At 72.4% G+C, this 13,656-nt stretch carries 14 protein-coding genes; 13 read left to right on the top strand and 1 reads right to left on the bottom strand.

Annotated features, from left to right (window positions below):
* Positions 1 to 33 precede the first annotated feature (33 nt).
* On the bottom strand, positions 34 to 669 hold the full coding sequence (locus tag Sdia_RS23200; protein ID WP_100457333.1) for a hypothetical protein: 636 nt from the start codon (positions 667 to 669) through the stop codon (positions 34 to 36).
* Between the two features lie 756 nt (positions 670 to 1,425).
* Here Sdia_RS23200 and Sdia_RS23195 point away from each other — a divergent pair.
* From Sdia_RS23195 to Sdia_RS23135, 13 genes are read left to right on the top strand one after another with little or no spacing between them, the layout of a single operon-like run.
* Entirely contained in the window at positions 1,426 to 2,436 is a 1,011-nt protein-coding gene (locus Sdia_RS23195) for an ABC transporter ATP-binding protein (protein ID WP_189500346.1), read from the top strand.
* Entirely contained in the window at positions 2,433 to 3,197 is a 765-nt protein-coding gene (locus Sdia_RS23190) for an MlaE family ABC transporter permease (protein WP_003951411.1), read from the top strand. Before Sdia_RS23195 ends, Sdia_RS23190 begins: the two co-directional genes overlap by 4 nt.
* A gap of 7 nt (positions 3,198 to 3,204) precedes the next feature.
* Positions 3,205 to 4,011 (top strand): MlaE family ABC transporter permease, encoded by an 807-nt coding sequence (locus Sdia_RS23185; RefSeq protein WP_189500347.1) that lies wholly within the window; start codon positions 3,205 to 3,207, stop codon positions 4,009 to 4,011.
* A 1-nt stretch (position 4,012) separates the two neighbouring features.
* On the top strand, positions 4,013 to 5,266 hold the full coding sequence (locus Sdia_RS23180) for an MCE family protein (RefSeq protein ID WP_124288004.1): 1,254 nt from the start codon (positions 4,013 to 4,015) through the stop codon (positions 5,264 to 5,266).
* Positions 5,263 to 6,318 (top strand): MCE family protein, encoded by a 1,056-nt coding sequence (locus tag Sdia_RS23175; protein WP_124288003.1) that lies wholly within the window; start codon positions 5,263 to 5,265, stop codon positions 6,316 to 6,318. Before Sdia_RS23180 ends, Sdia_RS23175 begins: the two co-directional genes overlap by 4 nt.
* Entirely contained in the window at positions 6,315 to 7,361 is a 1,047-nt protein-coding gene (locus tag Sdia_RS23170; protein ID WP_124288002.1) for an MCE family protein, read from the top strand. Before Sdia_RS23175 ends, Sdia_RS23170 begins: the two co-directional genes overlap by 4 nt.
* Positions 7,358 to 8,383 carry an MCE family protein gene (locus Sdia_RS23165; protein ID WP_124288001.1) on the top strand — a complete coding sequence of 342 codons (1,026 nt, stop codon included), beginning with the start codon at positions 7,358 to 7,360 and terminating at the stop codon, positions 8,381 to 8,383. The genes Sdia_RS23170 and Sdia_RS23165 overlap by 4 nt, the downstream gene beginning before the upstream one ends.
* Positions 8,380 to 9,651, top strand: coding sequence for an MCE family protein (locus tag Sdia_RS23160; protein ID WP_189500348.1), 1,272 nt, complete (start codon positions 8,380 to 8,382; stop codon positions 9,649 to 9,651). The genes Sdia_RS23165 and Sdia_RS23160 overlap by 4 nt, the downstream gene beginning before the upstream one ends.
* Positions 9,648 to 10,922, top strand: coding sequence for an MCE family protein (locus Sdia_RS23155; protein WP_124287999.1), 1,275 nt, complete (start codon positions 9,648 to 9,650; stop codon positions 10,920 to 10,922). Before Sdia_RS23160 ends, Sdia_RS23155 begins: the two co-directional genes overlap by 4 nt.
* Entirely contained in the window at positions 10,919 to 11,464 is a 546-nt protein-coding gene (locus Sdia_RS23150) for a hypothetical protein (protein ID WP_189500349.1), read from the top strand. The genes Sdia_RS23155 and Sdia_RS23150 overlap by 4 nt, the downstream gene beginning before the upstream one ends.
* On the top strand, positions 11,464 to 12,111 hold the full coding sequence (locus Sdia_RS23145; RefSeq protein WP_115069073.1) for a nuclear transport factor 2 family protein: 648 nt from the start codon (positions 11,464 to 11,466) through the stop codon (positions 12,109 to 12,111). The genes Sdia_RS23150 and Sdia_RS23145 overlap by 1 nt, the downstream gene beginning before the upstream one ends.
* 25 nt (positions 12,112 to 12,136) lie before the next feature.
* On the top strand, positions 12,137 to 12,682 hold the full coding sequence (locus tag Sdia_RS23140) for an Rv1363c family protein (protein WP_164381559.1): 546 nt from the start codon (positions 12,137 to 12,139) through the stop codon (positions 12,680 to 12,682).
* Positions 12,683 to 12,726: 44 nt separating this feature from the next.
* A complete protein-coding gene (locus Sdia_RS23135; protein WP_164495028.1) occupies positions 12,727 to 13,587 on the top strand; it encodes a hypothetical protein in 861 nt (286 codons plus the stop codon).
* The last annotated feature ends 69 nt before the right edge of the window (positions 13,588 to 13,656 follow it).

Below are 13,656 nucleotides of genomic sequence, written 5' to 3'. Positions count from 1 at the left end.
CCGGAGCCGGACGGACCGGGGGCGCGGGATCTGTTACGGGTTGGAACCCACGATCTTCGGGATCACGGTGCTGCCGGTCTGCTTGACCAGGTACGTGCCCTTGAAGGTCGGCTTGGCGCCGACCGGGACGGCAGCGCCGCAGTTGGTGGCGGAGACGACGGTCAGGTCGCCGGAGACGCTGTTGACCGCCAGGGCGCCGGTGGAGTTGGTGTAGGTGCCGCTCGCCTTGCCGGTGACGCGGAACTTGCAGGCGCCGACGGTCACGTTGGCGTCGACGTTGCCGACGTGGCCCGTGGTGACGCCGGTGGTGGCGTTGTAGTCGGCGGCCACGACGGTCCACGGGGTGGTCGCGACGGTGACCACGTTGCCGAGGACGCTGGTGCACGGGGAGCCGCTGGCGCCGAAGTTGATGGCGTTGATGTTCGCCACGGTGGCGGGGTTGCCGGTGGCGCTCTGCATGGTGCCGGAGGCGCCCGAGGTCGTACACGTCATCGGGACGCCGTTGACGCTGAGCACGATGTTCCCGCTGTTGGCGGCCGTGAAGTTGGCCGGGGACGGGGTGACCGTCCAGACGGTCGACGGGACGGCCGAGGCGGTACCGGCGGTGAGGCCGATGGCGGCCGTGGCGGCACCTGCGACGAGGGCGATCTTCCTGAGGGATTTCTGCATGACTCTGGGACGCTCCTTGTGGATTGACCGGCAGAGAAGGGGTGGGCCGCGCCGGAGGTGGGAGGCGACCGGGGCGGCCCGCGGCCCGGTGGACCTCGACCGCGTGGCCAGACGTTACTTGCGGGAAACTTTCCCGAACAATGGCGCGGGCGAAGATTCTTTACGGTAGGGGAATTCCTGTTTCCGGGGTGAGTGGTCGGCGCGGTCCACTTGGCGGCCGGGTGCGCATTGTCGACAATTCTGATCGATCATGTGGCGGAGTCGGGGGCGGGGTGCGCGGATTTCCGTCCGACGGCTCCTTTTTCGCTTCCCGGTGACAAGGGAAGGGCTCGTTCCTGTCATCGGGATGACAAACTCCCGGTGGCTGAACTCCCTCTTTCCGCAATCTCGCGACCTGGTATTGCCGACGGAGGTTACCGACCCGTAGCGTTCCGGTGCGTCGCTCGACTCCAGGTCCGGCGGCGTCCGCCGGCCGGCGTGCCAGGGGACGCTTTCCGGCCTCGGTCCTCCTTCCGGGGCGGGCGTCCGTCAGCAGGGCCTCGCCCATCCGGCCCCCCGGTGGCGCGGGGCCCTGGCTGTCGCCCGGAGACAAAAGAGGGAATCGGTCTTGTCACCTGGGTGACAAAGGAACGGAAACCTCGGGAATGTCGTGCCCGACCCATTGTCCGCGCCCCTCGCGCCGACTTACCGTGCGCCCCGCGGTGCACACCCGAAACGTCCGCGGTGCCCACCCGAAACAGGCTTGCTGGAGGTGAAATGGGAATCGAAGTGGTGGTCGAGGGTCTGACCAAGTCCTTTGGCAAGCAGAACATCTGGCAGGACGTGACGCTCACCCTTCCCGCGGGAGAGGTCAGCGTCATGCTCGGCCCTTCCGGAACCGGGAAGACCGTATTCCTGAAATCGCTCGTGGGGCTGCTCAAGCCCGAGCGCGGCCGTGTCCTCATCAACGGCGTCGACATGGTCAACAGCCCCGAACGGGACATCTACGAGACCCGGAAGCTCTTCGGCCTCATGTTCCAGGACGGCGCCCTCTTCGGCTCCATGTCCCTCTTCGACAACATCGCCTTCCCGCTGCGCGAGCACACCCGCAGGAAGGAGTCGGAGATCCGGCGGACCGTCATGGAACGGATCGAGATCGTCGGACTGCTCGGCTCCGAGGGCAAGCTGCCCGGCGAGATCAGCGGCGGCATGCGCAAACGCGCCGGCCTCGCCCGCGCCCTGGTCCTCGACCCGCAGATCATCCTCTGCGACGAGCCCGACTCCGGCCTCGACCCGGTGCGCACCGCCTACCTCTCGCAACTCCTCATCGACCTCAACGCGCAGATCGACGCGACGATGCTCATCGTCACCCACAACCTCGACATCGCCGCCACCGTCCCCGACAACATGGGCATGCTCTTCCGCCGCGAACTGGTCACCTTCGGCCCCCGCGAGGTGCTGCTGACCAGCGACGAACCGGTCGTCGCCCAGTTCCTCGGCGGCCGCCGCGAAGGCCCCATCGGCATGTCCGAGGAGAAGGACGCCGCCACCCTCGCCGCCGAGGCGGCCAGCGCCGGCGACCGGCCCGACGCCCCGCGCGTCATCGTCCCCCAGCTCCAGCCCAGCCCCGGCCTGCCGCCCCGCCAGGCCGTCGCCCGGCGCCGCGAACGCGTCCTCTCCCTGCTGGGCACCCTGCCCCCGGCCGCCCGTACCGCCATCCGCGACACCTACGCGAAGGACGCCGCCGCGCCCACCCTCACCGTCCCCCGCGCCGGGAGCGGCTCGTGATCACCGGGGCGCTGCGGCAGACCGGCCGGCTCTTCGCGCTGGCCGCCGAGGTGACCCGGGCGATCTTCCGGCGGCCGTTCCAGTTCCGGGAGTTCGTCGAGCAGTTCTGGTTCATCGCCAGCGTCACGATCCTGCCCGCCGCCCTGGTCTCCATCCCGTTCGGCGCCGTCATCGCCCTCCAGGTCGGCTCGCTCACCCAGCAGCTCGGCGCCCAGTCCTTCACCGGCGGCGCCAGCGTCCTCGCCGTCATCCAGCAGGCCAGCCCGCTGATCGTCGCCCTGCTGATCGCGGGCGCCGGCGGCTCCGCGATCTGCGCCGACCTCGGCTCCCGCAAGATCCGCGAGGAGCTGGACGCCATGGAGGTCATGGGCGTCTCGCCCGTACAGCGCCTGGTGGTGCCCCGGGTCCTCGCCACCATGTCGGTCGCCGTGCTGCTCAACGGCATGGTCTCGGTGGTCGGCACCCTCGGCGGCTACTTCTTCAACATCATCCTCCAGGGCGGCACCCCCGGCGCCTACCTCTCCAGCTTCTCCGCCCTCGCCCAGCTGCCCGACCTGTACATCAGCGAACTCAAGGCGCTCATCTTCGGGTTCATCGCCGGCATCGTCGCCGCCTACCGCGGCCTCAACCCGCGCGGCGGCCCCAAGGGCGTCGGCGACGCCGTCAACCAGTCGGTCGTCATCACCTTCATGCTCCTCTTCTTCGTCAACATGGTGATGACCGGCCTCTACCTCCAGATCGTCCCGCCGAAGGGAGGCTGAGGCGCCCATGGCCTCCCCGCTCGCCTGGCTCGACCGCTCCGGCGACCAGCTCGTCTTCTACGCCAAGGCCCTGGCCGCGATCCCGCGCACGCTGCGCCGGTACCTCAAGGAGGTGCAGCGCCTGCTCGCCGAGGTCGCCTTCGGCTCCGGCGGACTCGGCGTCATCGGCGGCACCGTCGGCGTGATGATCGCCATGACCCTCTTCACCGGCACCGTCGTCGGCCTCCAGGGGTACGCCGCCCTCGACCAGATCGGCACCGCCGCCTTCACCGGCTTCGTCTCCGCCTACTTCAACACCCGCGAGATCGCCCCGCTCGTCGCCGGCCTCGCCCTCTCCGCCACCGTCGGCGCGGGCTTCACCGCCCAGCTCGGCGCGATGCGCATCAACGAGGAGGTCGACGCCCTCGAGGGCATGGGCATCCGCTCCATGCCCTACCTCGTCACCACCCGCATCATCGCCGGCGTCGTCGCCATCATCCCGCTCTACGCGATCGGGCTGCTCTCCAGCTACGTCGCCTCCCGCTACATCACCGTCTTCTTCAACGGCCAGTCGCGGGGCACCTACGACCACTACTTCAACCTCTTCCTCTCACCGACGGACGTCCTGCTGTCGGTGCTGAAAGTGCTGATCTTCAGCGTGCTGGTGATCCTCGCCCACTGCTACTACGGCTACCGCGCCCAGGGCGGACCCGCCGGGGTCGGTGTGGCCGTCGGCCGGTCGGTGCGCAACGCCATCGTGCTGATCAGCGTCACCGACTTCTTCCTGTCGCTGGCCCTGTGGGGCGCGACCACGACCGTGAAGGTGGCGGGGTGAGATGCGCGAGAACACCGGCGCCGTGCTGCGCCGCAGAAGCGCGGGGATCGTCTTCCTGCTCGTCCCGGCCCTGCTGGTCTGGCTGGCCGTCGCCGTCTACGACAAGCGGTTCACCCGCTCCGACCCGGTGGTCGTCGAGACCGGCACCGTCGGCAACGAGATGCACCTGGGGGCCGAGGTGAAACTGCGCGGCGTCGTCGTCGGCGAGGTCCGCGCCATCGACGCCACCGGCAGCGGCGCCCGCCTGACCCTCGCGATGAAACCCGGCACGCTGGCCGGCGTACCCGCCGACGTGCGGGCGCAGATGCTGCCGACCACGCTCTTCGGCGAGCGGTTCGTGGCGCTCGTCCCGCCGAAGGCGCCCAGTGGCGAGGCGCTCGCCGCCGGGGCCGTCATCGCGCAGGACCGTTCCAGCAGCGCCGTCGAGCTCCAGCAGGTCCTCGACAACGTCCTGCCGATGCTCACCGCCGTCCAGCCGCAGAAGCTCTCCGCCACCCTCTCCGCCGTCTCCCGGGCGCTGGAGGGGCGCGGCGAGAAGCTGGGGGACACCCTCACCACGCTCGACACCCACCTCGCGAAGTTCAACCCGCACCTGCCGGCCCTCAACCGCGACCTGCGCCACCTGGTCGAGGTCAGCCACGTCTACGCCGACGCGGCCCCCGACATCCTCACCGCCCTCACCGACTTCACCACCACCAGCTCCACCCTCGCCGAACAGGAGGGCCGGCTCGCCGCGACCTACGGCGCCACCACCCGCACCGCCGAGGACCTGACCACCTTCCTGCGGCAGAACCAGGACAACATCATCCGGCTCAGCGCCACCAGCCGACCCACCCTGGAGCTGCTCGCCGAGTACTCCCCGTCCTTCCCCTGCACCCTGCGCACCCTGGCCGAGTTCGTCCCCGCCATGGACAAGGCCCTCGGCAAGGGCACCGACCGGCCGGGCCTCACCGTCGAGGTCACCACGGTCCCCTCCCGGGGCGCCTACCGGCCGGGCCGTGACACCCCGTCGTACGACGCCTCGGGCGGCCCCCGCTGCTATCCGGTGCCCTACCTCGGCACCTCCGTGAAGCCCGCCGCCCAGCCCCCGGCCGCCGCGGAGCAGGAGCTCGGCCCGGCCAACTCCCCGCAGGAGAACGACCTCGTCAACGAACTGCTGGCCCCCGGCGCCGAGAAGAGCCCCGGTGACCTGCCCGACTGGAGCAGCCTGCTCGCGGGACCGGCGTTCCGCGGCGCGGAGGTGACCCTCGAATGACCGACCGGAACCCGCACACCCGGCGCCGCGGCCTGACCGGTCCGGTGCTGAAGTCCCTGGCCTTCCTGGTGGTCACCGTGCTGGCCACCACGGTCCTCGGCTTCAGCATCGCCAACACCGGCGTCCGCACCGGCACCACCACGTACCAGGCCCTGTTCACCGACGTCACCGGGCTCCTCGACGGCGACAGCGTGCGCATCTCCGGGGTCAAGGTCGGCGAGGTCACCGACGTCCGCGTGGTCGACCGGCGCCTGGCCCAGGTCACCTTCACCGTCCAGAAGGAACGGAGGCTGCCGCGCTCGGCGACCGCCGCCGTCAAGTACCTCAACATGGTCGGCCAGCGGTACGTCTCCCTCGACCGGGGCAGCGGCGACCTCGCCGGGACCCTGGAGAGCGGCGCCACCATCCCGGTCACCCGCACCACCCCCGCCCTCGACCTGACCCTCCTCTTCAACGGCTTCAAACCGCTCTTCGAGGGGCTCTCCCCGAAGGACGTCAACGAGCTGGCCGGCTCCATCGTGCAGGTCCTCCAGGGCGAGGGCGCCACCGTCGACAGCCTCATCCGGCACGTCGGTTCGCTGACGAAGACGGTCGCCGCCAAGGACCAGGTGATCGGCGAGGTGATCGACAACCTCAACACCGTCCTGACCACCCTCAACGACCGCGAGGCGGGTTTCGACGACCTCGTCACCACCCTCCAGGCACTCGTCACCGGCTTCAACGGCGACCGCGAACCCCTCGGCGAGGCCGTCGCGGCCATGGGCGACCTCACCACCGTCACCGCCGACCTGCTCCAGGACGGCCGGGCACCCCTCAAGAAGGACATCGCCGAACTCGGCCGGCTCTCCACCAGTCTCGGCGGACACACGCCGCAGATCGAGGAGTTCCTGGCGAAGACGCCCGCCAAGATGACCGCCCTGGCCCGCGTCTCCTCGTACGGGTCGTGGTTCAACCTCTACCTCTGCGAGGCGCGCGTGAGCGGTGTGCAGACCGACGACGGTTCGAAGCCGCCCACCGGCATCGGCCTCACCGAAGCGAGGTGCCAGGGATGAGCCGCCGCCCCCGCCTCAAGCCCGTCAAGGACCGCCACCCCGTCGCCGTCGCCCTCGTCGGCCTGCTCGGCCTCGCCCTGCTCGCCACCCTCGCGTACAACGTCGAACGGCTCCCGCTGGTCGGCGGCGGCACGACTTACACCGCCGACTTCTCCGAGGCCGCCGGGCTCGGTGACGGGGACGAGGTGCGGGTAGCCGGGGTCAAGGTCGGCCAGGTCACCGGGGTGGCCCTGGACGGCGCCAGGGTCAAGGTCACCTTCAAGGTCCAGGACGCCTGGATCGGCGACCGGTCCACCGCGGCCATCGCCATCAAGACCCTGCTCGGCGAGAAGTACCTCGCCCTCGACCCGCTCGGCTCCCGCGCCCAGGACCCCGGGGCCCGCATCCCGCTGGCCCGCACCACCTCCCCGTACGACGTGACCAGCGCCTTCCAGGACCTCAGCTCGACCGTGGACGAGATCGACACCGGCAAGCTCGCGGAGAGCTTCGAGACCATCTCCGACACCTTCAGGGACTCCCCGCCGCACGTGCGCAACGCCGCCACCGGCCTCTCGGAGCTCTCCGCCTCGATCTCCAAGAGGGACGCGAAGCTCTCCGAACTCCTCGAGGGAAGCGCCAGGTTCACCAAGACGCTGAAGAACAGGAAGTCCAGCTTCGAGACGCTCATCGAGGACGGCGGGCCGCTGCTCGGCGAGTTGAAGGAGCGCCGCGACGCCATCCGCGCCCTGCTCAAGGGCAGCCGGGAACTCTCCACCGAACTCGGCGGCCTGGTCGACGACAACAGCAAGCAGCTCGGCCCGACCCTGAAGGCCCTCAGCAGGGTCACCGGGGTCCTGGAGAAGAACAAGACGCAGCTGGACAAGACCCTGGCCCTGGTCGGCCCCTACTACCGGCTCGTCGGCAACACCCTCGGCAACGGCCGCTGGCTCGACAGCTACCTGTGCGGCGTCGTCCCCCGCAACTACCTGCCCGAGGAATCCCAGCCCAAGACCGGATGCCTCCCGCCGCGGCAGGCGGCGGCGAAGGGGAGCGGTGCCCGATGAACCAGCGCGGAAGAATCCTCAGCGCGGCCCTCGCCCTGGTGGTGCTGGCCGCCGGCGGCCTCGTCGCCGTCCGCCTCCTGGACGCGGGCACCACCCGCGTCACCGCCTACTTCGACCGCGCCGTCGGCGTCTACGCCGGCTCCGACCTGCGCGTCCTCGGCGTCCGCGTCGGCGAGGTCGAGTCGGTCGAGCCCCAGGGCACCAAGGTCCGCGTGGGCCTCGCCCTGGACGAGGGTGTACGGCTGCCCGAGGACGCCCGGGCCGTCGTCGTCGCCCCCAGCATCGTCGCCGACCGGTACGTCCAGCTCGCCCCCGCCTACACCTCCGGGCCCGCCCTCGCCGACGGTGCCGTGCTCCCCGCGAGCCGCAACCGCACCCCCGTCGAGATCGACCAGCTCTACGAATCCATCACCGAGCTGGCCACCGCGCTCGGCCCCGACGGCGCCAACTCCTCCGGCGCCCTCTCCGACCTCCTCGACACCGGAGCGAAGAACCTCGACGGCAACGGCAAGGCCATCGGCGAGTCGGTCGAGCAGTTCGGCAAGGCCGCCAGGACTCTGGACGGCGGCAGTGAAGACCTCTTCACCACCCTCGCCCAGCTCCAGGTCTTCGTCACCATGCTCAAGGACAAGGACGGCGAGGTGCGCACCGCCCAGGAGCGTCTGGACGACGTCACCACCTTCTTCGCCGACAACAAGGACGATCTCTCCGGAGCCCTGAAGGAACTCGGCAAGGCCCTCGGCCAGGTCAAGAAGTTCATCAAGGACAACCGGGGCGAGCTGAAGAAGAACGTCGACCGGCTGGCCCCGATCACCCAGGCCCTCGTCGACCAGCGCGCCTCCCTCGCCGAAGCCCTCGACGTCGCCCCGCTCGCCGCCGGGAACGTCGTCAACGCCTACAACCCCGACAGCCGCACCCTCGACGGCCGGGCCAACCTCAACGAGATCAGCGGCGGCGGCCCCCTGCTCCCGCTGCCCGCCGCCGGCGGCTCCTCCGCCGAGACCGGGGAGGCGAAGCGATGAAGCGCCTCCCGCACCTCGGCAAGGCGGCCGGCGCCGGCATCGGCGGCGTCCTCGCCCTCGGCCTCGGCTTCACCCTGGCCCTCGGCGCCTTCGCCGAGGCCGCGCCCGGCTTCGAGGGGACCGAGAACCTGCCGCTGCCCGGCGGCGCCGACCTCGGCCCCGACCCGTACACGGTCACCGCCGAACTGGACGACGCCCTCAGCCTCGTCCCGCAGTCCGCGGTCAAGGTCAACGACGTCGCCGTCGGCCGCGTCACCCGCATCGAACTCGGCGGCGAGGACTGGGCGGCCCGGGTCACCATGAAGATCAACGGCAAGGTGCGGCTGCCCGCCGACGCCGGCGCCCGCCTGGAACAGTCCAGCCTCCTCGGCGAGAAGTACGTCCAGCTCGTCGCCCCCGCCGAGGAGTCCGCCGCCGGGCGCCTGGGCGACGGCAGCGTCATCCCGATCGCCCGCACCGGCCGCAACACCGAGGTCGAGGAGGTCTTCGGCGCCCTCTCGCTGCTCCTCAACGGCGGCGGCGTCAACCAGCTCAAGACCATCACCCAGGAACTCAACGCCGCCCTCGGCGGCCGCGAACCCGAGGTCCGCTCCATGCTGAAACGGGTGAACACGCTGGTCACCACCTTGGACGAGAACCGCGACGCCATCACCGACGCCCTCGACGGCGTCAACCGGCTCTCCAGCACCCTCGCCACCCGCAAGAAGGACGTGGGCACCGTCCTCACCGGCCTCTCCCCGGGCCTGAAGACCCTGGAGAAGCAGCGCGGTTCGCTGCTGGCCATGCTCCGCTCGCTGGACACGCTCTCCGGCGTCGCCGTCGCCACCATCGACGCCGGCAAGGACGACATGGTCGCCGACCTCAAGGCGCTCGCCCCCACCCTCAAGGCCCTCGCCGACGCCGGCAGCGACCTGCCCGACTCGCTCCAGGTGCTGCTGACCTACCCGTTCACCGACGAGGTGCTCAGCGGCGTCAAGGGCGACTACCTCAACACCTACCTGCACCTCGCCGCCGCCCCCGGCACCGTCGTCGTCCCGCCGCTGATCCCGGGCGAACCGGCGCTCACCGAGCCCCCTGCCCCCGGGGACCCGGGCGCGCGATCGCAGCGCGAGACACCCGGGAAGAAGTCCCCGCCCCGGTCCGCCGGCCCCTCGGCCGGTTCCCCCGCCTCCCCGCCCACGCTGCCGCTGCCCTCCGTCACCCCTCCCACGCCCACCGGCTCCGCGACCGGCAGCGGGACCCCTGCCGCCGGAGGTGAGACCCGGTGATCACCCTCGCCGTACGGCTGAAGAATCTCGCCTTCCTCCTCATCGCCGTCCTCGTCCTGTCCTTCCTCGGCATCCGCTACGCCGACCTCGGCCGCTTCGTCGGCGTCGCCGACCACTACTCGGTGACGGTCCAGCTCCCGCGTACCGGGGGGCTGTTCACCCACTCGGATGTGACCTACCGGGGCGTCTCGGTCGGCCGGGTCGGACCCATCGGCCTCACCGGGGACGGGGTCAGCGCCGAGCTGCGGATCAAGAAGTCGGCGCCGCGCATCCCCGCCGACACCGAGGCGGTCGTCGCCTCGCTCTCCGCCGTCGGCGAGCAGTACATCGACCTGCGCCCGGCGAGCGACGGCGGCCCCTACCTCACCGACGGCGCCCGGATCGAACAAGCCGACACCCAGGTGCCCGCGCCGGTCACCGATGTCCTCACCAGCATGAACGACCTCACCACCTCGGTGCCGCTGGACTCCCTGCGCACCGTCGTGGACGAGTTCGGCCTCGCCTTCGAGGGCCGCGGCGACGACCTCCAGGCCCTCCTGGACAACGGCAGCGCCTTCGTCCAGGCCGCCGACCGCAACCTGCCCGCCACCACCCGCCTCATCCAGGACGGCGAGACCGTGCTGCGCACCCAGGCCGAGGAGGGCGAGGCCATCCGGGACTTCGCCACCGGCGCCGAGGAACTCGCCCGCGAACTCAAGAGCTCCGACGCCGACCTGCGCCGCCTCATCACCGTCACCCCCGACGCCGCCACCCAGGTCAGCGGCGTCCTGCGCGACCTCGACCCGAGCCTCGGCGTGGTCCTCGCCAACCTGCTGACCACCTCCGAGGTGGCCGTCACCCGCCAGCGCGGCACCGAGGAACTGCTCGTGAAGTACCCGGCCGCCGTCGCCGCCGGAGCCACCGCCGTCGACGGAGGAAAGGTCAACTTCGGCATGGCCGTCACCTTCTTCAAGCCCTTGCCCTGCACCACCGGCTACGGCGGCACCCGCTACCGCAACGGCCTCGACCTCGGCACCGCCCCGCCGCTCAACACCGGCGCCGCCTGCACCGCCCCCGCCTCCTCCGGCAAGAACGTGCGCGGCTCCGGCAACGCCCCCGAGGGCGGCCCCGTCCCCGCCCCGGCCAAGCCCGGCTCCCTGCCCTCGGGCAGCGCCGCCGCCTCCGGCGCCCCGACCGCCCTGCCCGGCGCCCTCGCCCTGCCGGGACAGCGGGGCGACGCCCCCGCCGGGCTGACCGGACTCCTCGGCCCCGCCGCCGGGAGCGGACGATGAGGCGCGGCCGGCTGGTCACACGGGTGGGCCTCGCCGTGGCCGCGCTCTTCTGCGGCGCCGGCGCCTGGACGTACGCCGACGCCCGGACCGACGACGGGCTCGCCCACAGCACGGAGCGGGACGCCGCCCTGGACGCCGGGCGCCACTCGCTGGCCGTGCTCTCCACCCTCGACGCCTCCACCCGCGAGAGCGCCGCGCGGTCCATCCGTGCCTGGCGCGACACCGCCACCGGACCGCTCCGCACCGAACTGGCCCGCACCGAGGCCGAGGCGGGCGCCTCGGCGCGCGGCACCGTCACCGAGGCCGCCGTCACCGCGCTGGACACCCGTGCGGGCACCGCCAAGCTCATCGCCACCGTCCGCGTCGAGGTCACCCCCGAGGGCGCCCAGGCGACAACCACCGACCGCAAACGCCTGGAGGCCGTGCTCTCCCGCACCGCCGACGGCACCTGGAAGGTCCGGGCACTCAGCGCCGTCCCGGTCGCGGACCAGGCGGACGAGCCCGAGGACGCCGGGGACCCCGAGGGGGAGGAGAAGCGCTGATGGGACCACTGCTGAGAAAGGCCGACGCCCAGACCGCCGGCCCGGACGAGACGCCGGAGCAGGCCCCCGACGAGACCCCCGACACCACCGGGGAACAGGCCGAGACCCCCGACGGGCCCGACGAGGCGGACACCACCGGCCCCGTACGCCCCCGATGGCGCCGCTGGGCCCCCGCCGCCCTCGCCGCCGTCCTCGTCCTCGCCGGTGGCGGCCTCTTCCACGGCGCCCACCAACTGCGGACCACCCCCTCGGCCGAGAACCGCGCCCTCACCGACACCGAGGCCACCACCCAGGTCGGCGGCGAGGTCTCCGGCGGACTCGCGCGGATCTTCTCGTACACCCCGGGCGGCACCGCGGCCACCGAGCGCTCCGCCCGCACGGTCCTGGCCGGGAAGGCCGCCCGGCAGTACGAGGACCTGTTCGACCAGGTCCGCGAGAGCCTTGCCGAGCAGCGGCTCACCCTCACCACCCAGGCCGTACGGACCGGCGTCGTCGAGCTGACCGGCGACCGGGCCCGGCTGCTGGTCTTCCTCGACCAGACCTCCCACCGGGCCAAGGGCGCCCCCGCCACCGCCGCCGCCCAGCTGACCGTCACCGCCCAGCTCACCGACGGCCGCTGGCGCATCACCGACCTCACCACGCGCTGACCGCGCACCGCAGACGGGAGCATCCATGACCAGCAAGCTCCGTGCCGCCCCCGCCACGGCCCGCCCTCTTCTCGTGGCGGCGCTCGTCCTCACCCTGCTCGCGGGCGGCTTCGCGGTGTGGGGCGGCTGGGCCTGGTACGCCGCCGCCCACGACGACACCGCCGCCTACGCCGGGCAGCGCGACGCCGCGCTCGCCGCGGGGGAGCAGGCGGTGCAGAACCTCAACACCCTCGACCACCGCGAGGTCGACCGGGGCCTGGATCTGTGGGAGTCCTCCACCACCGGCGAGCTGCACCAGCAACTCGCCGAAGGACGGAAGGAGTTCACCGACCAGGTGAAGAGCGCCAAGACCGTCACCACCGCCAAGGTGCTCTCCTCCGCCGTCACCGAACTGGACGACCGCGCCGGCCGCGCCAGGGTCCTCGTCGCCCTCCGCGTCACCGTCAAGGCCCCCGGCGCCGAGAAGACCGACAAGGACAGCCGCATGCTCGGCGAACTCACCCGCACCGGCGGCCGGTGGAAGCTGAGCGCCCTGGGACAGGCACCCGTGGGCGGCACCCCGGCCGACTGACCCGGCCCGTACCGCGCCCGCCGCCCGCACCGGAGAGGACCCGCATGTCGACCACCCGCCACCTCGTCAACCGCCAGCGCCGCCGCCGGGCCCGCGACGGCCGCCCGTCCCTTGCCCCGGTCAGCGGCCTGGCCCTGCTCCCGCCGGACACCTCCGGGACCGCGACACCGGCGGACGCCCCGGACACCCCCGCCGCCGGCCCCGCAGCCCCCGCCCGACGCCGGGGCCCACGCGCCGTGCGACGAACCGCCGGCCGGGACCGGCGTACGGAGCGGCCCGGCGCTACGGACGGCGGCGAGGGCACGGACCGGGCGGCCGGGCCAGTGGCGCCACGGGAGGACGGCGCTCCCGCCGCCGGGGCGCGCGGCCGCCGCCCCGGCGCCCTCGCCGTGCTCTGCCTCCTCACCCTCGTCCTCGGCGGCTTCGCCGGGTGGGCGCACGCGCGGGCCGCCGCGCTCGACGGCGATCCGGCCCGGCAGAACACCGCCCTCACCGACCTCGCCCGCACCAGTGAGATCAAGGGCCAGACCGGCCGGGCCGTCGCCGCCCTCTTCTCCTACGACCACGCCGACCCGGCCGCCTTCGACCGCGCCGCCAGGACCCTGCTCACCGGCAAGGCCGTCGAGCAGCACGCCGCCCTCCTCGGCGAGGCCGCCGAGCGGGCCGACGCCCAGAAGGCCGTCATCACCACCACCGTCACCGACAGCGCCGTCGAGCGGATCGACGGCGACCGCGCCCGGGTCCTCGTCTACGCCGACCAGAGCAGCGTCAGCACCGCCGGCGGCGACGCCGAGAAGGACGAGGCCGGGGACGAAGGGGTCTACGCGGGCGCCATGTTCGCCGTCGACGTCGTCCACCGCGACGGGCGCTGGCTCGTCAGCTCCCTCGACACCTTCGGCCGCTGAGCCGGACCGACCCGACCGGCCCCGGGCCGCCGCCGCGCCCGCCGGGACCCTCACCGACAGGAGTGACCG

The organism is Streptomyces diastaticus subsp. diastaticus (assembly GCF_011170125.1).
GTDB classification, from domain to species: Bacteria; Actinomycetota; Actinomycetes; order Streptomycetales; family Streptomycetaceae; genus Streptomyces; species Streptomyces diastaticus.
This window is presented reverse-complemented; position numbering and strand designations above follow the sequence as displayed.